The sequence below is a fragment of the Microbacterium sp. Yaish 1 genome, from assembly GCF_002245215.1.
Taxonomy (GTDB): Bacteria; Actinomycetota; Actinomycetes; order Actinomycetales; family Microbacteriaceae; genus Microbacterium.
In genome coordinates this window covers 103,185-123,575 of sequence record NZ_NPMR01000001.1, presented here as the reverse complement: position 1 = coordinate 123,575, position 20,391 = coordinate 103,185, and the positions used below count along the sequence as shown (strand labels likewise).

Below are 20,391 nucleotides of genomic sequence, written 5' to 3'. Positions count from 1 at the left end.
ATCCCATCGGTTTGCTGGATATCGCGCCGCAGCGGGTCGACCTGGTAGGGGCCGCGAGATGATGGAGGCATGCCGCGTCCGATCGATTTCGACCGTCTCGCATTCCACCGGCTCGTCTTCGCACGTCGTCGTTCGGGATGGTGGACCCCGCTCGCGGTGGGCGCCCTCGGCATCGTCCTCTACCTCGCCATGCTGCTCGTCGTCGCGCTCGCCGCCCTGCTCGTCGCCCTGTCGAGCCACGATGCGGCACGCGCGCTCAACGACGTCGTGCGAGATGGCGGAGCATTGGATGTCGGTGACCCGCTGTCGCTGCTGCTCGGCCTGGGTGCGATCGCGCTGCTGCTGCCCGCTTACCTGCTCGCGTCGCTCATCGTCAACGGCCGTCGCCTCGGGTTCGCCTCCGCCGTCTTCGGGCGGCTGCGCTGGCGCTGGCTGCTCGTCTGCGTCGGGCTCGCCGTGGTCATGGCGGTCGTCGTCACGATCGTCACGGCGCTGCTCCCGGCCGAGCAGGGCGCAGCCACGCTGACGCCCCCGGCGGGCGCGACCCTGTGGCTGAGCCTGCTCGTGGTCGTCCTCGTCGTGCCGGTGCAGGCAGCGGCAGAGGAGTACGTCTTTCGCGGCTACCTGATGCAGGCGATCGGGCGGTGGTTGCGGCATCCGCTGTTCGCCATCCTGCTTCCCGCGCCCCTGTTCGTCATCGGGCACCTCTACGACCCGGTCGGTCAGGCAGCCGTCGCGCTCTTCGCGATCGCCGCGGGCTGGCTCACGTGGCGGACCGGCGGGCTCGAGGCCGCGATCGCGGTGCACATCGTCAACAACCTGCTGGCCTTCGTGACCGGGATCGCATCGGGCTCCGATCCGTCGGCGGCGGATGTCGGATGGGTGAGCTTCGCCACCTCGACGTTGCTGCTCGGGGGCTACTGCCTCGCCGTCGAGTACGTGCTGCGGCGTCGCCCGATCGTGCGGACCTACGCCCTTCCGCGCACGCCGCTGCCGGCGCCGATCCCCATGCCGACGCCGACGGCGACCGTGCCGCTGCCCGGCGAGCCGACGCCCGAGCTCACGAAGCCCTGACGCGACCGTCGTCGGCGACGGGCTCAGGCCGCTTCGAGCTTCTCGGCGTCGAGGATCGTGTAGCTGTACCCCTGCTCGGCGAGGAAGCGCTGCCGGTTCTGCGCGAAGTCCTGATCGACGGTGTCGCGGGCGATGAGCGTGTAGAAGCTCGCGGTGTGACCGTTGGACTTCGGCCGCAGCAGGCGGCCGAGCCGCTGCGCCTCCTCCTGACGCGACCCGAACGACCCCGAGACCTGGATCGCGACGGAGGCGTCGGGCAGGTCGATGGAGAAGTTCGCGACCTTCGAGACGATGAGTACGGGCACCTCTCCCGTCCGGAACGCCTCGTACAGCTCCTCGCGCTCGTCGACGGGGGTCGACCCCGTGATCTTCGGTGCCCCGAGCGCGTCGGAGAGCACGTCGATCTGATCGAGGTACTGCCCGATGACGAGGATCTGCTCGCCCGCGTGCTTCGCGACGAGGTCGCGGACGACGCCGATCTTCGCGTGCGCGGTGGCCGCCAGACGGTAGCGCTCGTCGTCGGCTGACGCGGCGTACTCGAGTCGATCGGATGCCGGGAGGTCGACGCGCACTTCGTAGCAGACCGCGGGGGAGATGAAGCCCTGGGCCTCGATCTCCTTCCACGGGGCGTCGAAGCGCTTGGGACCGATGAGGCTGAACACGTCGCCCTCGCGGCCGTCCTCGCGGACGAGGGTGGCGGTCAGACCGAGGCGGCGTCGCGCCTGCAGATCGGCGGTCAGCTTGAACACCGGCGCAGGCAGGAGGTGCACCTCGTCGTACACGACGAGGCCCCAGTCGAGCGCGTCGAGGAGCGCGAGGTGGGCGTACTCGCCCTTCCGCTTCGCGGTTAGGATCTGGTACGTCGCGATCGTGACCGGCTTGACCTCCTTCGACTGACCGGAGTACTCGCCGATCTCTTCCGGGGTCAGGCTCGTGCGCTTGAGCAGCTCGTTGCGCCACTGCCGCGCGCTGACGGTGTTGGTGACGAGGATGAGCGTGGTCGTCTTCGTGTCGGCCATCGCCGCGGCTCCGACGAGCGTCTTGCCCGCGCCGCAGGGGAGCACCACCACACCCGAGCCGCCCTCGGTGAAGATGTCGACGGCCTTGCGCTGGTAGGGGCGCAGGCTCCAGCCGTCCTCGTGCAGCTCGATCTCATGGGGTGTGCCGGGGGTGAAGCCGGCGAGGTCCTCCGCGGGCCAGCCGATCTTCAGCAGCTCCTGCTTGATCTGGCCGCGGGCCCAGGCGTCGATGACGTACGTCTCGGGCGTGGGGTGTCCCAGCAGCAGGGGCTGGATGCGCTTGTTGCGGGTGACCTCGGCCAGCACGGCCGCGTCGTTCGAGCGCAGCACGAGCGTGCCCTCGTCGTCGCGTTCGATGACGAGGCGTCCGTACCGGGTGACCGTCTCGCGGATGTCGGTCGACACCGACGGCGGCACCGGGAAGCGCGACCACCGATCGAGCGTCGCGAGCATGTCGTCGGCATCGTGGCCCGCGGCGCGGGCGTTCCACAGGCCCAGCCGCGTGATGCGGTAGGTGTGGATGTGCTCGGGCGCGCGCTCGAGTTCGGCGAAGATCGCGAGCTCGTGCCGCGCGTCCTCCGCGCTCGGGTGGGCGACCTCCAGCAGCACGGTGCGGTCGCTCTGGACGATCAGGGGACCATCAGCCATAACGAGCAATCGTACCGGTGCTGAGTGGGCATCGGCCTGCGCGACGAGCGTCGACCGGGCTCAGGTCAGGCGCGCCGAGACGATGCTCGACACCGGCAGGGTGCGCTCGACATCCGATGCGCGGTCGCGGCCGCGGAGGCGACCGCCTCCCAGGCCGGTCGCCTCGAGCACGAAGTCGCGGGTCGTGCCGTCCGGCAGGCGCACGCTCACCTCGATCACCGCCCGTGCCTTGACGGCCTGCTCCAGCTCGCGCCCCAGCCACGCGGCATCCGCGTCGTCGGAGGAGTGGGCACGGCGCATGCGCTCGATGAGCGGCGCGTATGACGCGTCCTCGGCCCGCGCGGCCGTTCCCGCGGACGAATCGGTCAGGCGGGCGCGGTCGAGGATGCGCACCTGTCCGTCCGCGTCGACCGCGGCGACGGGGTAGCGGGCGTCGCTCAGCATCCAGAAGACGGCGTCCACCGAGCTGCGGCTGATGAGCCGGTCGCCGTCGCGAACCAGACCGAGCGGCCGCAGTGCCTGGTCGACCGCGAGGGTGTCGAGAGCGGTCGGCTCGGATGCCGTGACCTGGGTGCGGCCGGTCGCATCGGTCCCCACGCGCAGGCGGCCGTGGCGCTGCGCCGCGCGCTCGAGCTCGTAGGCCAGCGGCTGGGGCAGACCCGTCAGCGAGATCGCGGTGAGGAACTCGGCGAGCGACGCCGCGTCTTCGCCCGCGGCCAGCGCCGCCCCGATCGATTCCGCCGAGAACCGGTAGGTCGACGCCTGCGCGCGCGACTCGCGACGCGCCGCCCGGCGCAGCCGCGCGTCGATGGCCGGTTCGAGGGGACCGGGCGCGATGGCGGTGAGATCGTTCTGGAGGAAGATGCGGTCGACCTCGCCGGGCAGGTGCGCCTGCAGGGTCGTCCGGTCGATGTCGCCGCCGTCCGCCATCGCCTCCGCCCATGCCGCCGGTCGGCCCGAGGCGTCGATGATCGCCCAGAGCCGCCACTGCGCGGCGAGGCGCCCGGCCCGTGCCGGCCACTGGGGGTCGAGCGGGTAGGCGAGGTGCCATTCGGCCGGCGGTCGCCAACCGCCGTTCTCCGTACGCAGCGCGGCGGGGAGGGCGTCGCGGAGGCGCGACGCGGTCTCGACCCAGCGATCGACCGATCCGCGCAGGAGCCACGCGCTGCCCTCCGGCGTGACCCGCCACTCCCGGTCCACCGCTCCCAGCAGCCCGGCATCGAGACCGATGCCGATCACGAGGTCGACCGTCGCGGCATCCGCCACCGCTCCCGCATCGACCAGCCGCCGGCGATCGCCGGCGCCTAGAGTTCCGGCACCGGTGCGTCCGAGGGGCGACGGCTGTGTCAGCGACAGGACATCGGCGAGCGAGGACAGCGCGGTGAAGGCTTGTTCGGCCAGCTGCGCGTCATCCTCCGCACCAGCTCCCGCGGTGACCGGAGCCGGGGTCTCGGGCCGCGACAGGTCGCGCCACGCCGCCGCGGCGCCGGCGTAGGGCAGGCCCTCGGGGGAGACGAGCCCGAGGTGCAGCAGCTCGTCGCGTGCCGAGCCCGGGGGCACCGCCTCGTCCGACGCGACGGCCTCATCCATGGCGTCGACGAGCGGCCGCGACAGCAGCGGGGCGGCCTTCGCCACCGCCGCGGGCTCGAGCAGCGCTTCGGCGGCGTCGAAGAAGTCGGCCCAGGCGGCGTCGGTCGAGACGCGGCGTCGACGCAGCAGCGCCGTCAGGACGTCGTCGTCGACCGTGGCGAGCCAGCTCGCGAGGGCACGGGCGTCGACAGGAGACACGTCACCGGCCCTTGTTGGCCCGGCTCCGTCGGATGAAGGTCATGATGAGCACCGTCAGCAGCAGGGCGAACGCGATCGGCGGGGCGATCCACACGATCGCGCTGACCGTCGGCCACGCCCCCGAGCCGAAGTCCGCCTGCTCCATGCCGGTCGCGGTGCCGATGATGATCGCGAAGAAGCAGACGATCGCCAGGATCAGCAGTCCCAGCGACATGAACGCGAGGATGCGGTCTATACGGCGGACCGGAAGGTCGTCGCTCGTGCTGCGCGTGCTCATCCGCATCAGCGTAGCGCTTCGCGGCGGTGCCGTAGGCTGGTTGTCGGGGCTCAAACGGTCCCGGCATTCCGTTCTGCCCGCGAAACGCGGTCCGTGACAGCGAGGTACGCACATGCCCACCGGCAAGGTCAGGTTCTACGACGACGAGAAGGGGTTCGGCTTCATCTCCTCCGATGACGGCCAGGACGTCTTCCTGCACGCCACGGCACTCCCGGCGGGCACCGAGTCGCTCAAGCCCGGCACGCGCCTGGAGTTCGGCGTCGCCGACGGCAAGCGCGGCCTGCAGGCCCTGGCCGTTCGCGTGCTCGAGGCTCCCGTCAGCCTGAGCAAGCGCAACCGCAAGCCCGCGGACGACATGGCGATCATCGTCGAGGACCTCGTCAAGCTCCTCGACGGCATCGGCGCCGACCTCCGTCGCGGCCGGTACCCCAGCTCGGGTCACGGCAAGAAGATCGCCGCGGTGCTGCGCAAGGTCGCCGATGACCTCGACGCCTGAATCTCCCGACGGCTCGACGTCGCACGAGCCCGCATCCGCCGAGCCCGTCGCCGAAGAGACCGCCGTCTCCGAGGACGCCCCGACAGCCGACGACGCTGTGACGAACGAGCCGGCGACCGTCGACGACCGTCTGCTCGCGGCGCACGAGCTGGCCCTGGCGGCGCTCGCCGAGATCACTCCGGCGTCGACGGTCGGCGACCCGGTCGACTACGTGATCGAGGCCGACGGCGTGGTCTCGCTGCGCTTCGCCAACCGTCTCGCCGGGTACCCCGGATGGCTCTGGACGGTCAGCGTCGCGGTGGTCGAGGACGCGGAGCCGACGGTGCTCGAAGTCGAATTGCTGCCGGCCGCCGGTGCGCTGCTGGCCCCCGAGTGGGTGCCGTGGGCGGTGCGGCTCGCCGAGTACCAGGCCGCCCAGGCCGCTGCGGACGAGGACGAGTCCGACGACGATCTCGATGATGACGACGCGGTCGACCTCGACGACGCCGACGACATCGCCGACGACATCGACGATGACGACGATGCGGATGACGACGACTTCGCCGACGGCAGCACGGCCGTCACCCACGCGGGCGACGTCGACGGGGTCGACATCGACGCCCTCGACGCCGGCGCGACAGACGACGACGATTCGGACGAGGACTCCGAGGACGACTCTGACGAGGATGACGAGTCCGACGAGGACGACGACGAGTCGGACCACGACGAATCGCCCTGGGAGCGCTGACCGCTCTCGTCCAGAACGACAGAAGGGATGCCGCGCGATGCGGCATCCCTTCGTCGTCTCAGCGGTGCGCCGCTGTCAGAGACGGTCGATCGTGTAGTCGATGCACTTGATGAGCTGGCGCACGTCGTCGGGCTCGATCGAGACGAACGTCGCGATGCGCAGCTGGTTGCGACCGAGCTTGCGGTAGGGCTCGGTGTCGACGATGCCGTTGCCGCGCAGGCTCTTGGCGACGGCGGCGGCGTCGACGGTCTCGTCGAAGTCGATCGTGACCACGACGGGGGAGCGGTCGGCGGGATCGGCGACGAATGGCGTCGCGTGCTCCGAGGCCTCGGCCCAGTCGTACAGTGCGGACGAGGATTCCGCGGTGCGGTCGGCCGCCCACTGCAGGCCGCCGTTGCTGTGGATCCACTCGAGCTGCTTGTCGAGCAGGTACAGCGTCGCGACGGCGGGCGTGTTCAGCGTCTGGTTGAGCCGCGAGTTGTCGAGCGCGTTCTTCAGGCTCAGGAACTCGGGGATGTAGCGACCCGAGGCGGCGACCCGCTCGATCCGCTCGATCGCCGCGGGCGAGACCGCGGCGAACCAGATTCCGCCGTCGGAGCCGAGGTTCTTCTGCGGCGCGAAGTAGTAGACGTCGCACTGCGAGACCGAGAAGTCGATGCCGCCGGCCGCGCTCGTGGCGTCGATGACCGTCAGCGCCCCCTCGTCGCCGGCGACGCGGCGTACGGGAGCGGCGACACCCGTCGAGGTCTCGTTGTGAGGCCAGGCGTAGACGTCGACGCCCTCGACGGGCTCCGCCGTGATGCTCGAACCGGGCTCGGCCTTTCGGATGTCGGGCGCCTGCAGCCAGGGCGCGGCCGCGGCCGCGCCGAACTTGCCGCCGAACTCGCCGAAGACGAGGTTCTGGCTGCGGTTCTCGATCAGGCCGAACGCCGCGGCATCCCAGAACGCGGTCGATCCGCCGTTGCCGAGGATGATCTCGTATCCGTTGGGCAGCCGCAGCAGGTCGGACAGGCCGGAGCGGACCTGACCGACGAGGCTCTTCACCGGCGACTGGCGGTGCGACGTGCCGAGCAGGATCGAGCCTGGACCCGACAGGGCGGCGACCTGCTCGGGGCGGATCTTGGCGGGACCGCAGCCGAAGCGGCCGTCGCGGGGAAGGATGTCTCGGGGCAGGGTGACGTGCGCCATGAGCCGATTCTAGGGGCGGCGCCCGGACCCGCCGTGCCATGAGCAGGAGGTAAGGGCAGCCTCGCATGTCCTCGCCAGCGGATAGGCTGGGATCCTTCCGACCACGCGCACGACAAGGGCTGTGATGACCGATCTCATCGACACGACAGAGATGTATCTGCGTACCATCCTCGAGCTCGAGGAAGAGGCGATCGTCCCCCTGCGTGCGCGCATCTCCGAGCGGCTCGGACATTCCGGCCCCACCGTCTCGCAGACGGTCGGCCGCATGGAGCGCGACGGTCTGGTCGTCGTCTCGGAAGACCGCTCGCTCGAGCTGACCGACAGCGGCCGCCAGAAAGCCGTCGACGTCATGCGCAAGCACCGGCTCGCCGAGCGCCTGCTCAGCGACGTGATCGGACTCGACTGGGCCTACGTCCACGAAGAGGCGTGCCGCTGGGAGCACGTGATGAGCGAGCTCGTCGAGCGTCGCCTCATCGAGCTGCTCGGTCACCCCACCGAGTCGCCGTACGGCAACCCGATCCCCGGCCTCGACCAGCTCGGCGATGTGCCCGCTCGCACGTTCGACGACGGCGTGGTCGGCCTCGTCCGACTGCTCAACGAGACCGGTGGCCCGATCGAGGGCACCGTGCGTCGCCTCGCCGAGCCGGCCCAGGTCGATCCCGAACTGCTGCAGCAGCTGCGGGCGGCCGGCGTCGTCCCCGGTCGCGACGGCACCTTCCAGTTCTCCGAGGGCTACGTCCTCGTGCAGATGGACGGCGTCGACGAGGGGCTCGAGCTCCCCGTCGAGGTGGCGTCGCACATCTTCCTCACGCGCCGCGACTGAGGGTCTGCCGCGTCGCGCCGACCCTGAGCGTCGGGTGGGGATGGCGGCGACAGCGTGACTTATTCGTTACCTTCCGGTAGCCTCGAGAGGTCTTCAGGCGAGAAGCCCGCCCGAGACCGCTGCATGGATTGCCTCTTCGGCTCGTCGTCCACGCGGTGACACCCGAACGTCGCGTGGGCCTACACGCGCAGTATCGACGAGCCAGCGCAGACCATCGCGCAGAGGCGCCGGAGGACTGATTTGGCTGAAAACAACGATTCGTCGGTAGACGTACCCGAGGTCGACGCGACGAATCCCGACCGCTCTGGTCGCGCCCTGCGTGGCCGCCGCTTCCCGATGGCGAAGAAGCAATCACGGGATGTCGCGACCATCGAGAACCGCGCCGCACGCCGTAGCCGCCGTCGGGTCCACCCCGTTCGCAGCACCTTCACGGTCGCTGCTGTGGTGGGTCTCGTCGCGACCGTCGCCATCCCGGCCTTCGCCGCCGTGCGCGGTACGTCGGCCGATGCGATGACGCTGCAGCAGGTGGCCGCCGACAACGCGCAGTCGATCGTCGTCGCGTCCGAGGTGGGCCCCGCCTCCCTCGACCGCAGCGGGTTCACGGCGACCACGCCCGAAGAGATCCAGAAGAAGAAGGACGAGGAGGCCGCCGCGAAGGCAGCCGCCGAGGCTCTCGCCAACCGGATCTCCGCGAGCAGCTCGACCGCGTCCTCGACGTCGTACAACCAGTCGATCCCGCTCGTCGCGCCGGGTTCCGGTCTCGTGCGTCGTCCGCTGATGTCGTTCAACAACTTCGGCACCCCGTACGCCGGTCACCGCGGCACCGACTACATGGCCGACCGCGGCACGCCGATCTACTCGGTCGCCGACGGCACGGTCGTCGCGTCGAGCGAGAGCGGTCCGGGCTGGGGCGTGTACGTCAAGGTCGCGCACAACATCAACGGCACCAACGTCACGAGCCTGTACGCCCACATGGACTGGGGTACCCGCGCGGTGCAGGTCGGCGACACCGTCTCGGCGGGCCAGCTGCTCGGCCAGGTCGGCGACACGGGCCGTGCGTTCGGAACGCACCTGCACCTCGAGATCGTCGTCGACGGCGCGTACGTGAACGCCGAGTCGTGGCTCGTCGCGAACGCGGGCTGACGACACGCATCATCCGTTCATCTTCCGTCGACCTTTCCGGGGTCGAGGGTGTATTACCCTGAACGCGACGCTCGCGCACGCCGAGGGGGAGCCGATGGGACCAGTACCGGGCATTCGAACCGTGAATGCGATCGGTCGCTATGTCCTGCGGCATCGTGTGCACCACTGCGGCCTCGGCCGTGAATCAAGGCGCTGTCTTCATGACGGCGCCTTTTTTCGTGCTCGCACCCTCGCGGGACCTGCCCGCACGGCGCGCGTTACGTCGGTCATCGAACATCCGCTGAAGCCGTCAGGGCAGTTCGTGAGGACAGGAAATGCGCACTCTGGTACTGAACGCCGGGTATGAGCCACTCGCCGTGGTGTCGTTCCGTCGGGCCCTCCTCCTGGTGTTGAACGACAAGGCGACGATCGTCGAGCACGTCGTCCACGACCCCGTTCTCGGGATCGATGGAACGTACGAACGCCCGGCGGTGATCGTCCTGACCCGGTACGTCCGTATCCCGAATGCGCGCCGAGTGCCGGTGACGCGGCGCGGGGTGCTCCGCCGTGATGCGCACCGATGTGCGTACTGCGGAAAGGCGGCGTCGACGATCGACCACGTCATGCCTCGCTCGCGCGGAGGCAGCAACTCGTGGGAGAACCTCGTCGCCTGCTGCCTGCGGTGCAACAACCTCAAGAGCGACCACACTCCCCAGGAGATGGGGTGGGAGCTGCGGTGGCTGCCGAAGCCTCCGCGTGGACCGCAGTGGACGGTGCGGGGCACGGAGCGATCCGACCCGCGCTGGGAGCCTTACCTGTCGCTCGCCGCCTGACCGCGGCTACGGGCGTGGCGTCCCCCAGCCCCGCAGCGTGAACCTGTGAGCCTCACATCTGGGAGGCGTAACGTCCGGTCATGAGCGCAAATACGCATGACGAAGCTTTTTCCGGAAGCAATCTCGGGCTCGACTCCGTGCTGGCGGGATCTCTTCCCGCCGGATTGATGACCGAGGACCCGCCCGCCCGATACACGGTGGAAGCGGTGTTCACCCGGCGTCCGGGTAAAGAGGAGGTCCGAGACGTCCTCGGCGAGTCTACGCGTGAGCTCCTTGCGCATTCCGGCTATCCCGATGTCGTGCTGACCGTCTCCGACCGGCGTCTGGAGATCCACAACACGACCCTGGAAGAACTCCGGGACGGACTGGCGCAGTTGATCGCGTTGCGATTGGCAGAGATCAGCGAGCAGGTTCGAAGCGAGAAGGAAGCGTCGGCCGACAGCGCGCGCACCTTCGCGGCACGTGAGCTCGAGCGGGCCGCCGCGGTGGCGGCTCTGGCTGCGACGGTGACGTTCACTGCCCAGCCCGTCGAAGGAGCCGCGGCTCGTCAGCGTGCCGAGGCGTACCGCGTACAGATCGAGGGGTGGTCCGCAGCAGCAGGGGGTGGCATCTCTCGGTGAGTCATGACGCGGCGAGGAGTACACCCCATGCGGCGGTGGTCTTCCATCCCGGCAAAGCGGATGTCGATCGACTTCGCCGGCTCGTCAGCGCTCACGAGCTCGCGGCGAGGTGGGCGCCGGCCCGCTGGTACTCGACTCGGTCGGCGGATTCCGGCCGTGAGGCCGCTCAGAATGCCCGCCGCGACGCGCCAGCGGTGGTGCTGGTCGCGGGCGGCGACGGGACGGTCTGTGCCGCAGCTGAGGTCTTGCAGGGCACCGGCATACCCGTCGCCCTCATTCCCGCCGGGACGGGGAACCTCCTTGCCCGCGAGCTCGGGATCGCGCTCGGCGATCCCGATGCGGCGGTGGCGGTGGCCTTCTCCGGTTACGAGCGGCGCCTCGATGTCGCCGTCGCGGATCTCAGAAGCGTCGGCGGCGAGTGGAGCTCGCATACCTTCGTGGTGATGGCCGGGATCGGGCTCGATGCGGACATGGCCGCCAACACGAACGCTCTCGCGAAGAAGCATCTCGGGTGGCTCGCATACGTCGCGCCGATCGCGCGATCGGTTCTCGCCAACCGGTTGTTCCGCATCGAGTACCGGATCGACGGGAGCCGGGCACGTAGCGCCCGCGCGCACACCGTTATCGTCGGCAACTGCGGAACGCTCGCCGGAAACATGCTGCTCATTCCGCGGGCGAGCATCGATGACGGGTTCCTGGATGTGGTGATGATGCGACCGCGTGGCCGGCTCGGATGGGCCGGGATCGGTTCCCGTCTGACGCTGCAAGGAGCCGCGCGGCGATCGCGCTTCACCCGCCGCATCCTCGCTTGGGCGCCGGAGCTCCACTCTCTCGCCTATGCGCGCGGTCGGGTGTTCGAGGCCACGTTCGAGGTTCCGCGTGTGGTGCAACTCGACGGTGACAGCTTCGGTCACGTGAGTGCTGCGCGCATCACCGTCCGTCCTGGCGCGCTCCTGATCCGTGTGCGCAAACCGGACCCTGAAACTGCTCCGGTGTCAGGGGCGGCGTCCCGCGCGCTGCCGGATGATCCCGAACACGAGGGTCCCGATGGTCAACACGACGCCGATGATTCCTAGCCAGAGCAAGCCCTCGAACGCGAACCCCACGATCGACAGCACCACCCACACGATGATCAAGATCACAAGTACTGTCCACATGCTTGTGACCATACGCCTCGCGGGCCCAGGGGGATACGGGTAGCAGCGGCAGCGGAGCCCTGCGTCGATCCGGAGTGGATGTCGGAAGTCGGTCGTATCTTCGATCTCGACATTGATGGTCTAGAACATATGTTCTACCCTTGCTGAGTGAGGTCGATCATGCGCAATCCCGCTGCCGCCGAGGACGTGCAGCGACTGCGCGCGCAGATGGAGCGGATGCAGGGGCGCCGCCTCGATGCTCCCGTGCTGCCGACCCATCCTGCCCTGGCCGGACTGCTGCCCGGGCGGGGGCTGCGTCCCGGCGCCGCCTATTCGCTCGGCTCGTCGTCCTCGCTGCTGTTCGCCCTGCTCGCGCAGCCGTCGCAGACCGGGTCGTGGTGCGGTGTGGTCGGGATGCCCGGATTCGGGGCCGAGGCGGCGGAGCATGCCGGGGTCGATCTGTCCCGCGTCGTGCTGATCCCCGATCCGGGAGCCCGGTGGCTCGCCGTCACCGCGACGATCGCCGACGTGCTGCCCGTCGTCGCGGTGCGTCCGCCCGAACGGGCGAAGGACTCCGACATCGCCAAGCTCGCCGGCCGTCTGCGCGACCGCGGAACGGTGCTGCTCGTGCAGGGGCCGTGGCCGCAGACCGAGGCGATGCTCGACGTCACCGATCCGCGATGGTCGGGTTTGGGCGACGGTGACGGCTACCTCAGCGACCGCGAGCTGACGGTCACCGTGTCGAGCCGGCGGTTCCCGGTTCCCCGATCGGCGCGGATGCTGCTGCCGGCACCCGACGGTGCGATCTCGGCCGCTTCTCACGAGCGGGCTGCCGGCGGTCCGGTCGTCGAGCCGATCCCGATGCGACGGGCGGTCTGAGATGGGGGAGCTGCGGGAGCAGGAGGCGACGGCACCGGTACGCAGCCTCGTGGTGTGGGTGCCCGACTGGCCGGTCGTGGCGTTCGTGCGCGAGACCGGCGGCGACCCGAACGCGCCGATCGCGGTGTTCGAGAAGGGGATGGTGGTCGCGTGCTCGGCGTCAGCCCGTGCCGACGGCGTCGCCCGTGGCCAGCGTCGCCGTGACGCGCAGGCGCGATGTCCCGCGTTGCAGGTGGCCGACGCGGACGCGGTGCGCGATCACCGGGAGTTCGCCCCGATCGTCGCGCGCCTCGAAGAGATGGCACCGGGAGTGCAGGTGCTCGAGGCGGGACTCTGCGCGCTGCGCGTGCGCGGCCCCGCACGTTTCTACGGCGGCGAGACCGAGGCCGCCGGTGCCCTGCTGGCCGCGGTGGCCGAGGGCGACCTCGACGTGCGGGCCGGTGTCGCCGACGGCCCCTTCACCGCGCAGCAGGCGGCCCGGATGAGCACCCGCCCCGAACGCCCGATCCGGGTGGTCGAGGCCGGGCGCTCGGCGGAGTTCCTCGCGCCGTTGACGATCGCCGTGCTCGACGATGAATCCGTCGACCTCTTCGTCCGGCTCGGCGTGCAGACCCTCGGCGACCTCGCCGCGATCGAACCCGAACGACTGGTCGAACGCTTCGGCCCCCGCGGCGCGCGCTTGCACGGCCTCGCCTCCGGCGCCGATTCACGCCCGGTGACCCCGCGCACCCCGCCGCCCGAGCTTCACCGCGAGGTCTCGTTCGAACCTCCTCTCGAGCTCGCCGATCAGGTCGCGTTCGGCATGAGGGTCGCGGCCGAGGAGTTCGTCTCCGGACTCGGCGCGGTCGATCTCGTGTGCACCGAGCTGCGCGTCATCCTCACCGGCGACCGGGGCGAGACGAGCAACCGCGTGTGGCTTCACCCCGGCACCTTCGACGCCGCCGCCGTCGTCGACCGGGTGCGCTGGCAGCTGGCCGAGAGCGGCAAGTTCACCAGCGGTGTGGCCCGGGTCAAGATCGAGCCCGAAGCGGTGGATGCGGCATCCCACCACGCTGTCTCGCTGTTCGGCTCCGGTCCCGAGCAGCGGGTGCACCATGCCCTGTCGCGGGTGCAGGCGATGCTCGGACACACGGGCGTCGTGACCCCGGTCGTGGGCGGTGGTCGCTGGCTCGCCGAGCGGCAGGTTCTCGTGCCGTGGGGCGACCGTCCCGTGACGAGCTCGCGCGAGCGGCCCTGGCCGGGCAGCCTGCCCGATCCGCTGCCCGCGACGGTCTTCGAGCGGGCGCTGCCGCTGGCGGTCGTCGATCGGGAGGGCGACATGGTGGCGGTCGACGGGCGGGGCGAGCTGACGGCGATCCCGGCGGCGCTCGTGTCATCGACCGGGTCGCGCGGCATCCGCTCGTGGGCAGGGCCCTGGCCGGTGATCGAACGGGAGTGGGATGCCGCGCGAGCGCGGCGTGCTCACCGCTTCCAGATGGTCGATGCCACCCAGACCGCGTGGCTGCTGGTGTGCGACGGCGGCGAATGGTCGGTCGAGGGGCGGTACGACTGATGGGCTTCAACAACCCTTCTGTGCCGTGGTCCGAGATGGAACGGCTGCTCAGCGGCAACCGCGCGCCCAGCGCGCCGCCGGGTGCCGACGGCGGCGACAGTCCCGCGTGGTCGCGCAAGCGCGGCAAGTACTCCGCGCCGAGGATCGAGCGTCCTGAGAACGCGGTGCCGTATGCCGAGCTGCACGCGCACACGTCGTACTCGTTCCTCGACGGGGCCTCATCGCCCGAAGAGCTGGCCGAAGAGGCCGAACGGCTGGGGCTGCACGCTCTCGCCGTCACCGACCACGATGGCTTCTACGGCATCGTCCGCTTCGCCGAGGCCGCCGAGCAGTTGGCGGTGAAGACCGTGTTCGGGGCGGAGCTGTCGCTCGATCTGCCGCAGCGCGTCGGCGCCGCGCGCAACGAGGCCGACCCGCCGGGCGAGCATCTGCTCGTCCTCGCCCGCGGCGAAGAGGGATACCACCGGCTGGCGCGAGCGCTCACCCAGGGGCAGCTCGCGGGAGCGGAGAAGGGCAAGCCCCGCTACCGGCTCGACGATCTGGCCGACATCGCCGGAGGCGAATGGAGCATCCTCACCGGATGCCGCAAGGGCGCTGTGCGCCGGGCGCTCATCGAGAGCGGACCGGATGCCGCCGCCGCCGAGCTCGACGTCCTGGTCGACCGGTTCGGGCGCGATGCCGTCGAGGTCGAGCTGATGGATCACGGCGAGCCGCTGGACTCGCGGCACAACGACATCCTCGCCGGTCTCGCCCGTGAGCGGGGTCTGCCGATCCTCGCGACGAACAACGTGCACTATGCCGTACCCGAGCGCGCCCACCTCGCCGCGGCGATCGCGGCGGTGCGGGCCAACCGCGGGCTCGACGAGCTCGACGGATGGCTGCCCTCGCATGCGGGCGCGCACCTGCGGTCGGGCGCCGAGATGACGCGGCGCTTCCGCCGGTTCCCCGGCGCCGTCGCGCGCACCGTCGAGCTCGCCGACGAGCTCGCCTTCCCGCTGCGCCGGGCCAAGCCCGCCCTGCCGAAGCTTCCCGTTCCCGAGGGGCACACGCCGATGACGTGGCTGCGGCACCTCGTGTGGGAGGCCGTGCCCCGCAAGTACCCGAACCTGCCGGCCGAAGACCGCGACCGCATCGAGCGAGAGCTCGCCGTCATCGAGCAGAAGGACTTCCCGGGCTACTTCCTCATCGTCCACGGCATCGTGCAGGAAGCGCGGCGGCGCGGCATCCTCTGCCAGGGGCGCGGTTCGGCAGCCAACAGCGCCGTCTGCTACCTGCTCGACATCACCGCGATCGACTCGATCTACTACCGACTGCCGTTCGAGCGCTTCCTCTCGGCCCTCCGCGAGGAGGAGCCCGACATCGACGTCGACTTCGACTCCGACCGGCGCGAGGAGATCATCCAGTGGGTCTACGCCACCTACGGGCGCGAGCGGGCGGCGCAGGTGGCGAACGTCATCCAGTACCGGCCCAAGAACGCCGTGCGCGACATGGCGAAGGCCCTCGGGCATTCCCCGGGACAGCAGGATGCCTGGTCGAAGCAGGTCGAACGCTGGGGTGCGACCCTCGATACCGGCCCCGACCACGACATCCCCGAGCGGGTGCTCAGCTACGCCGCCGAGCTGCTGAAGGCTCCCCGGCACCTGGGCATCCATTCGGGCGGCATGGTGCTGACCGATCGTCCCGTCGGTGAGGTCGTGCCGATCGAGCACGCCCGGATGCAGGACCGGACCGTCATCCAGTGGGACAAAGACGATGCCGCCTGGATGGGCCTGGTGAAGTTCGATCTGCTGGGCCTCGGGATGCTCGCCGCGCTGCAGTACTGCTTCGACCTGATCGAGGGGGCAACGGGGGAGAAGTTCGAGCTCTCGACGCTGCCGAAGGAAGAGGCGGCCGTCTACGACATGCTCTGCCGGGCCGACTCGATCGGGGTGTTCCAGGTCGAGTCCCGAGCGCAGATGGGCCTGCTGCCGCGCCTGCAGCCGCGTCGGTTCTACGACCTCGTGATCGAGATCGCGCTCATCCGGCCGGGGCCCATCCAGGGCGGCGCCGTGCACCCGTACGTGCGCCGCAAGCTCGGGTACGAGAAGACGACGTATCCGCACGAGAAGCTCAAGCCCGTGCTCGAACGCACGCTCGGGGTGCCGGTCTTCCAGGAGCAGCTCATGCAGATGGGCATGGTCATCGGCGGGCTCTCGGGCGAGGACGCCGACCTGCTGCGTCGTGCGATGGGTTCCAAGCGCGGCATCGAGCGCATCGACTCGCTCAAGCAGAAGCTCTACGAGGGCATGGCCGAGAACGGCCTGGTGGGGGATGCTGCCGACGATATCTACGCGAAGATCCAGGCGTTCGCGAACTTCGGCTTCGCCGAGAGCCACTCGTTGTCGTTCGGCCTGCTCGTCTACGCGAGTTCGTGGATCAAGCTGCACTATCCGGCGGCGTTTCTCGCCGGACTCCTGCGCGCTCAGCCGATGGGCTTCTACTCGCCCGCGACGCTGGCGGCCGACGCCCGCCGTCACGGGGTCGAGGTGCGGCGCCCCGATCTGCAGCTCTCGGGAGCCGAGGCCGTGCTCGAATCGGTGTCGGGCGAGGCGGGGCGGCCGGGTCCGACGGGCCGAGACAGCTGCCTCGGCGAGCAGCCTCCCGTGCCGGTCTTCGACATCAACGCCCCCGACGAGTCGGCGGCGCACCGCCGCGACGGCGGCTTCGCCGTGCGGTTGGGGCTCGCCGCCGTCACCGGCATCGGCAAGAGGTTCGCCGAGCGCATCGTCGCCGAGCGCGAGGCATCCGGTCCCTACCGCGACATGCGCGACCTGGTGCGCCGCACCGGTGCCGATACGACGCAGCTCGAAGCACTCGCGACCGCGGGAGCGCTGGAATGCTTCGGACACACCCGTCGCGAGGCGATCTGGCTGGCGGGATCGGCCGCGCAGGACCGCATCGAGTACCTGCCCGATTCGCTCATCGCCGTGCAGCCGCCGCTGTTCACCGATCAGTCGAGCTATGACGTGCTGGCCTCCGACCTGTGGGCCACGGGCATCTCACCCGACGACCATCCGATGACCCACTACCGTTCGCAGCTCGACGCGCGCGGAGTGCTCACCGCGAACGACCTGCGACAGCACGAATCGGGGCGCCGCGTCGAGATCGCCGGGCTCGTCACCCATCGGCAGCGGCCGGCGACAGCGTCCGGCATCACGTTCCTCAACCTCGAGGACGAGCACGGACTGATGAACGTCATCTGCTCGACGGGCATGTGGCACCGCTACCGGCGGGTCGTGCGCGACAGCCCGGCGCTCATCGTCCGCGGCATCCTGGAACGCTCGAACGAGGGGGTCGTGAACATCCTCGCAGACGCGTTCGAAGACCTGCGGGTGGGGGTGAGGCACCAGTCACGAGACTTCCGGTGACGCGCTGCGGGCGTTCGCGATCCCGGGGCCGTTACGCCGGTGTACCGGAGAACACCGCGTATCCCCGTGCCGGCACGACGGCGTCGGTGCCCCGCAGGTCGGCGGTGCCGGCGAGAAGCCGGCTTGCGTCGGCGACGGGCACGGTGACGGGCTCATCGGCGAGGTTGAGAGCCGTGATGACGGCATCCGTTCCCGTCGCGGTCCGCAGCACCATCGCGGTGTTGCCGATATGGATCACGTCGGTGTGAGCGCGGTGCAGCCAGGGATGCTGTCGGCGCACGGCGATCAGCTGCTGATGGGTGCGGAGGATGTGCTGCGCGCTCTCGGGCAGCGACTCGGGTGCGGGCGGCGTGTCGGGGAACTCGGGGCGCACCGCGTCGTCGCCGCCGAGTCGTTCCTCCTTCACCGCCTCGTAGCCGTACTCGTCGCCGGCGTACACCGACGGCACGCCCGCCACCGTGAAGAGCACCGCCAGCGCGTGCGGCACCAGGTCGGGGCCGACCGCCGAGGCGATCCGCGTGACGTCGTGGTTGCCGACGAAGGTCTGCGGAGCGAAGACCGACAGCAGCTCGTTGTTCCGCTCGATCGCGTGCTTCAGCTCGAACAGGTTCCGGTCGGCGATGCCGTGCCAGATGCCCTGCCACAGCTCGTACTGCGTCAGCGAGTCGATCGTCGACTCCTCGACGATGCGAGCGGCGTCGCCGTGGATGACCTCGCCGAGGAACCACGCCTCGGGATACTCGGCGCGAACCCGCGGCAGCACCCGAGCCCAGAACGCAGGAGGCACGGCGTAGGCGGCATCCAGTCGCCATCCGTCGATGCCGCGACCCAGCCAGTGGGTCATCACCTCCACGACGAGATCCGCGACGGCGGGAGAGTCGTGGTTGAGCGTCACGAGGGCGTCGTGCCCCTCGAAGACGTCGGCGTCCACCGGCCCACCGGGCTGCCAGCCGTCCCACCGCACGCGGAAGAGGTCGGCCGTGTCAGCCTCCGGGCCCTGCTCTTCGAGAGCCGCGAACGCGGGGTGCTCGCGTCCCACGTGGTTGAAGACACCGTCGAACAGCACCCGGATGCCGCGGTCGTGGGCGGCCGCGATCAGACGGTCGATGTCGCCGTCATCACCGAGCCGAGCATCGATGCGGAAGTAGTCGACGGCGTCGTAGCCGTGCGTGCTCGAGGGGAAGACCGGGCCGAGGAGCAGCCCGTTGAGGCCGAGCTCGACGACGTGGTCGAGCCAGGCCTCGATGCGGTTCAATCGGTGCTCGACGGGCTGGTCTGTGCCGCCGGCATCCGACTGGCCGTCGTCGTCGGCGCCGTCCGGCCGGATCGGTGCTCCCGTGAACCCCAGCGGGTACACGTGCCACAACATGACGGTCTCGGCCCAGTTGCTCATCACCGCAGTCAACACGAACCGGTTTCGGGTCGCAGGTCCTTGCCGCCGGGCGCCCGACGACGTAGAGGGGCGGCGCCCTGCGAGGATGGCGGATGTGGACGACCTCTACGCCGAACTCGATCGGATCTTCGCCGCACGCGATCGCGACGACATGGCCCCGACCATCGCCGCTCTCTTGCCGCTGTACGAGCGGCATCCCGATGACCCGCGTGTCGTGTACGAACTCGCCGGCGCCTACGACACCGCCGGCGACGAGGCGGCTGCCTGCGTGCTGTACGAGCGTGCGCTCGACGCGGGTCTCAGCGCAGACGTCCGGCGCCGCTGCCTGCTGCAGTACGGCAGCACGCTGCGCAACCTCGGCCGCCTCGAGGAGTCGCTCGCGGTGTTCGCCCGGGCGCGGCGGGAGTACCCGCAGTCGGTGTCTCTCGGTGCGTTCGAGGCTCTCACGCTCCACGCAGCCGGCCGGGCCGATCAAGCGCTCGCCGGATTGCTCGACCTCCTCGCCGACGCCGTCGACTCGGATGAGCTCGACCGCTACAAGCCCGCGCTGCGCGGCAACGCCGCCTACCTGCGCTCGCTCGACCCGGCGAACGCTGACCCCGCCAACGCTGACCCCGCGGCGTGACGGTGCCGCGCGGTGAGCCGGCGCCGCTGCCCGTGGGTCAGTGCTGCGCGGCGAGCCACTGCGCGAACGTGACGGTGCCGCGTTCGGCGTTCGCGTGTCCGCGCAGGCGCCCCGACGACATCGCGCGACCGAACGAGCCCGGCAGGCGCATCTCGATCGTGGTCCGACGGATGCCGCGGGCATCGAGCAGCGCTCGCACCATGTCGATGAGCAGCTCGTCGCGAGGTCCGGTCAGGTCGCGCGCCCGGCCGGCCGGCTCGCCCTCCGCGAGCGTGACGAGGTGCTCGGCGACCTCGCGCGCCGCGATCGGGCGTACCCGAGCGGCCGGCACGACCGTGATCGGGCCCATCTTCCCGCGGACGAGCGTCTGCTCGGCGAACTCATGGAACTGCGCAGCGCGGAGCAGCGTGCGGGGGAGCGCCCCGCGCTGCACGGCCCGCTCGTGTGCCAGCTTCCCGCCGTAGTACGCGGCATCCACCCCGTCGATGCCGACGATCGACAGCGCGACGAGGTGCCCGACCCCGGCGGCCGTTCCCGCCTGCTGCAGGTTGGCTGACACGCTCTCGAAGAACCGCCGCGAGCGATGCCGCGAGAGCGTCTGGATGCCGCTGACGTCGACGATCGTGTCGACACCGTCCAGCACCGACGGTGGGAGCGAGGCATGCTCGAGGTCATGACCGTTGCTGCGCGCGAGCGCGACGACGTCATGTCCGCGTTCGGTGGCGATGCTGTGGACGAGCTTGCCGACGGTGCCGGTGCTGCCGGCGATCGCGATCCTCACGAG

At 70.3% G+C, this 20,391-nt stretch carries 17 protein-coding genes and 1 pseudogene; 12 read left to right on the top strand and 6 right to left on the bottom strand.

Annotated features, from left to right (window positions below):
- Positions 1-69 precede the first annotated feature (69 nt).
- On the top strand, positions 70-1,074 hold the full coding sequence (locus tag CI089_RS00580) for a CPBP family intramembrane glutamic endopeptidase (RefSeq protein WP_094259804.1): 1,005 nt from the start codon (positions 70-72) through the stop codon (positions 1,072-1,074).
- A 23-nt stretch (positions 1,075-1,097) separates the two neighbouring features.
- On the opposite strand, the gene CI089_RS00575 is transcribed toward CI089_RS00580, so the two are convergent.
- From CI089_RS00575 to CI089_RS00565, 3 genes are read right to left on the bottom strand one after another with little or no spacing between them, the layout of a single operon-like run.
- Positions 1,098-2,741: a DNA repair helicase XPB gene (locus CI089_RS00575; protein WP_094259803.1), complete on the bottom strand. Its 1,644-nt coding sequence runs from the start codon at positions 2,739-2,741 to the stop codon at positions 1,098-1,100.
- A 60-nt stretch (positions 2,742-2,801) separates the two neighbouring features.
- Positions 2,802-4,529 (bottom strand): helicase-associated domain-containing protein, encoded by a 1,728-nt coding sequence (locus CI089_RS00570; RefSeq protein ID WP_094259802.1) that lies wholly within the window; start codon positions 4,527-4,529, stop codon positions 2,802-2,804.
- Between the two features lies 1 nt (position 4,530).
- The gene (locus tag CI089_RS00565; RefSeq protein WP_094261169.1) at positions 4,531-4,806 is read right to left on the bottom strand and encodes a multidrug ABC transporter ATPase; all 276 of its coding nucleotides are present in this window, start codon (positions 4,804-4,806) and stop codon (positions 4,531-4,533) included.
- 112 nt (positions 4,807-4,918) lie between these two features.
- On the opposite strand from CI089_RS00565, the gene CI089_RS00560 reads away from it, so the two are divergent.
- Positions 4,919-5,302: a cold-shock protein gene (locus CI089_RS00560; RefSeq protein WP_023954781.1), complete on the top strand. Its 384-nt coding sequence runs from the start codon at positions 4,919-4,921 to the stop codon at positions 5,300-5,302.
- Complete coding sequence (locus CI089_RS00555) at positions 5,286-6,029, top strand: DUF3027 domain-containing protein (protein ID WP_094259801.1); 744 nt, start codon at positions 5,286-5,288, stop codon at positions 6,027-6,029. Before CI089_RS00560 ends, CI089_RS00555 begins: the two co-directional genes overlap by 17 nt.
- Before the next feature lie 75 nt (positions 6,030-6,104).
- On the opposite strand, the gene serC is transcribed toward CI089_RS00555, so the two are convergent.
- On the bottom strand, positions 6,105-7,217 hold the full coding sequence (gene serC / locus CI089_RS00550) for a phosphoserine transaminase (RefSeq protein WP_094259800.1): 1,113 nt from the start codon (positions 7,215-7,217) through the stop codon (positions 6,105-6,107).
- Positions 7,218-7,341: 124 nt separating this feature from the next.
- Here serC and CI089_RS00545 point away from each other — a divergent pair, with 124 nt between their 5' ends.
- From CI089_RS00545 to CI089_RS00510, 8 genes and pseudogenes are all read left to right on the top strand, one after another.
- Positions 7,342-8,040: a metal-dependent transcriptional regulator gene (locus tag CI089_RS00545; RefSeq protein ID WP_094259799.1), complete on the top strand. Its 699-nt coding sequence runs from the start codon at positions 7,342-7,344 to the stop codon at positions 8,038-8,040.
- Positions 8,041-8,280: 240 nt separating this feature from the next.
- A complete protein-coding gene (locus tag CI089_RS00540) occupies positions 8,281-9,183 on the top strand; it encodes a M23 family metallopeptidase (RefSeq protein ID WP_094259798.1) in 903 nt (300 codons plus the stop codon).
- Positions 9,184-9,497: 314 nt separating this feature from the next.
- Positions 9,498-9,995 carry an HNH endonuclease gene (locus CI089_RS00535; RefSeq protein ID WP_023954771.1) on the top strand — a complete coding sequence of 166 codons (498 nt, stop codon included), beginning with the start codon at positions 9,498-9,500 and terminating at the stop codon, positions 9,993-9,995.
- 80 nt (positions 9,996-10,075) lie between these two features.
- Entirely contained in the window at positions 10,076-10,615 is a 540-nt protein-coding gene (locus CI089_RS00530; protein WP_179223182.1) for a hypothetical protein, read from the top strand.
- Positions 10,579-11,334: pseudogene (locus CI089_RS00525) on the top strand (diacylglycerol/lipid kinase family protein); the annotation flags it as partial. The gene CI089_RS00530 and the pseudogene CI089_RS00525, both read left to right, overlap by 37 nt.
- Positions 11,335-11,931: 597 nt before the next feature.
- Positions 11,932-12,630, top strand: coding sequence for a hypothetical protein (locus tag CI089_RS00520; RefSeq protein WP_256977712.1), 699 nt, complete (start codon positions 11,932-11,934; stop codon positions 12,628-12,630).
- Between the two features lies 1 nt (position 12,631).
- The gene (locus CI089_RS00515) at positions 12,632-14,182 is read left to right on the top strand and encodes a DNA polymerase Y family protein (protein WP_094259796.1); all 1,551 of its coding nucleotides are present in this window, start codon (positions 12,632-12,634) and stop codon (positions 14,180-14,182) included.
- Complete coding sequence (locus CI089_RS00510; protein WP_094259795.1) at positions 14,182-17,589, top strand: error-prone DNA polymerase; 3,408 nt, start codon at positions 14,182-14,184, stop codon at positions 17,587-17,589. Before CI089_RS00515 ends, CI089_RS00510 begins: the two co-directional genes overlap by 1 nt.
- 31 nt (positions 17,590-17,620) lie before the next feature.
- On the opposite strand, the gene CI089_RS00505 is transcribed toward CI089_RS00510, so the two are convergent.
- The gene (locus tag CI089_RS00505; RefSeq protein WP_094259794.1) at positions 17,621-18,982 is read right to left on the bottom strand and encodes an alpha-amylase family glycosyl hydrolase; all 1,362 of its coding nucleotides are present in this window, start codon (positions 18,980-18,982) and stop codon (positions 17,621-17,623) included.
- 151 nt (positions 18,983-19,133) lie between these two features.
- On the opposite strand from CI089_RS00505, the gene CI089_RS00500 reads away from it, so the two are divergent.
- On the top strand, positions 19,134-19,607 hold the full coding sequence (locus CI089_RS00500; RefSeq protein ID WP_256977711.1) for a tetratricopeptide repeat protein: 474 nt from the start codon (positions 19,134-19,136) through the stop codon (positions 19,605-19,607).
- Positions 19,608-19,644: 37 nt separating this feature from the next.
- Here CI089_RS00500 and CI089_RS00495 read toward each other — a convergent pair whose 3' ends face one another.
- Positions 19,645-20,388: an SDR family oxidoreductase gene (locus CI089_RS00495; protein WP_094259792.1), complete on the bottom strand. Its 744-nt coding sequence runs from the start codon at positions 20,386-20,388 to the stop codon at positions 19,645-19,647.
- Positions 20,389-20,391: the final 3 nt, after the last annotated feature.

Bases quoted from the DNA above. Each gene is read 5' to 3' on its own strand.
- CI089_RS00510 (WP_094259795.1), top strand. From the start codon at position 14,182: ATGGGCTTCAACAACCCTTCTGTGCCGTGGTCCGAGATGGAACGGCTG.
- CI089_RS00560 (WP_023954781.1), top strand. From the start codon at position 4,919: ATGCCCACCGGCAAGGTCAGGTTCTACGACGACGAGAAGGGGTTCGGC.
- CI089_RS00555 (WP_094259801.1), top strand. From the start codon at position 5,286: ATGACCTCGACGCCTGAATCTCCCGACGGCTCGACGTCGCACGAGCCC.
- CI089_RS00565 (WP_094261169.1), bottom strand. From the start codon at position 4,806: ATGAGCACGCGCAGCACGAGCGACGACCTTCCGGTCCGCCGTATAGAC.
- CI089_RS00575 (WP_094259803.1), bottom strand. From the start codon at position 2,741: ATGGCTGATGGTCCCCTGATCGTCCAGAGCGACCGCACCGTGCTGCTG.
- CI089_RS00530 (WP_179223182.1), top strand. From the start codon at position 10,076: ATGAGCGCAAATACGCATGACGAAGCTTTTTCCGGAAGCAATCTCGGG.
- serC (WP_094259800.1), bottom strand. From the start codon at position 7,217: ATGGCGCACGTCACCCTGCCCCGAGACATCCTTCCCCGCGACGGCCGC.
- CI089_RS00520 (WP_256977712.1), top strand. From the start codon at position 11,932: ATGCGCAATCCCGCTGCCGCCGAGGACGTGCAGCGACTGCGCGCGCAG.
- CI089_RS00545 (WP_094259799.1), top strand. From the start codon at position 7,342: ATGACCGATCTCATCGACACGACAGAGATGTATCTGCGTACCATCCTC.
- CI089_RS00505 (WP_094259794.1), bottom strand. From the start codon at position 18,982: ATGAGCAACTGGGCCGAGACCGTCATGTTGTGGCACGTGTACCCGCTG.
- CI089_RS00580 (WP_094259804.1), top strand. From the start codon at position 70: ATGCCGCGTCCGATCGATTTCGACCGTCTCGCATTCCACCGGCTCGTC.
- CI089_RS00535 (WP_023954771.1), top strand. From the start codon at position 9,498: ATGCGCACTCTGGTACTGAACGCCGGGTATGAGCCACTCGCCGTGGTG.
- CI089_RS00500 (WP_256977711.1), top strand. From the start codon at position 19,134: ATGGCCCCGACCATCGCCGCTCTCTTGCCGCTGTACGAGCGGCATCCC.
- CI089_RS00515 (WP_094259796.1), top strand. From the start codon at position 12,632: ATGGGGGAGCTGCGGGAGCAGGAGGCGACGGCACCGGTACGCAGCCTC.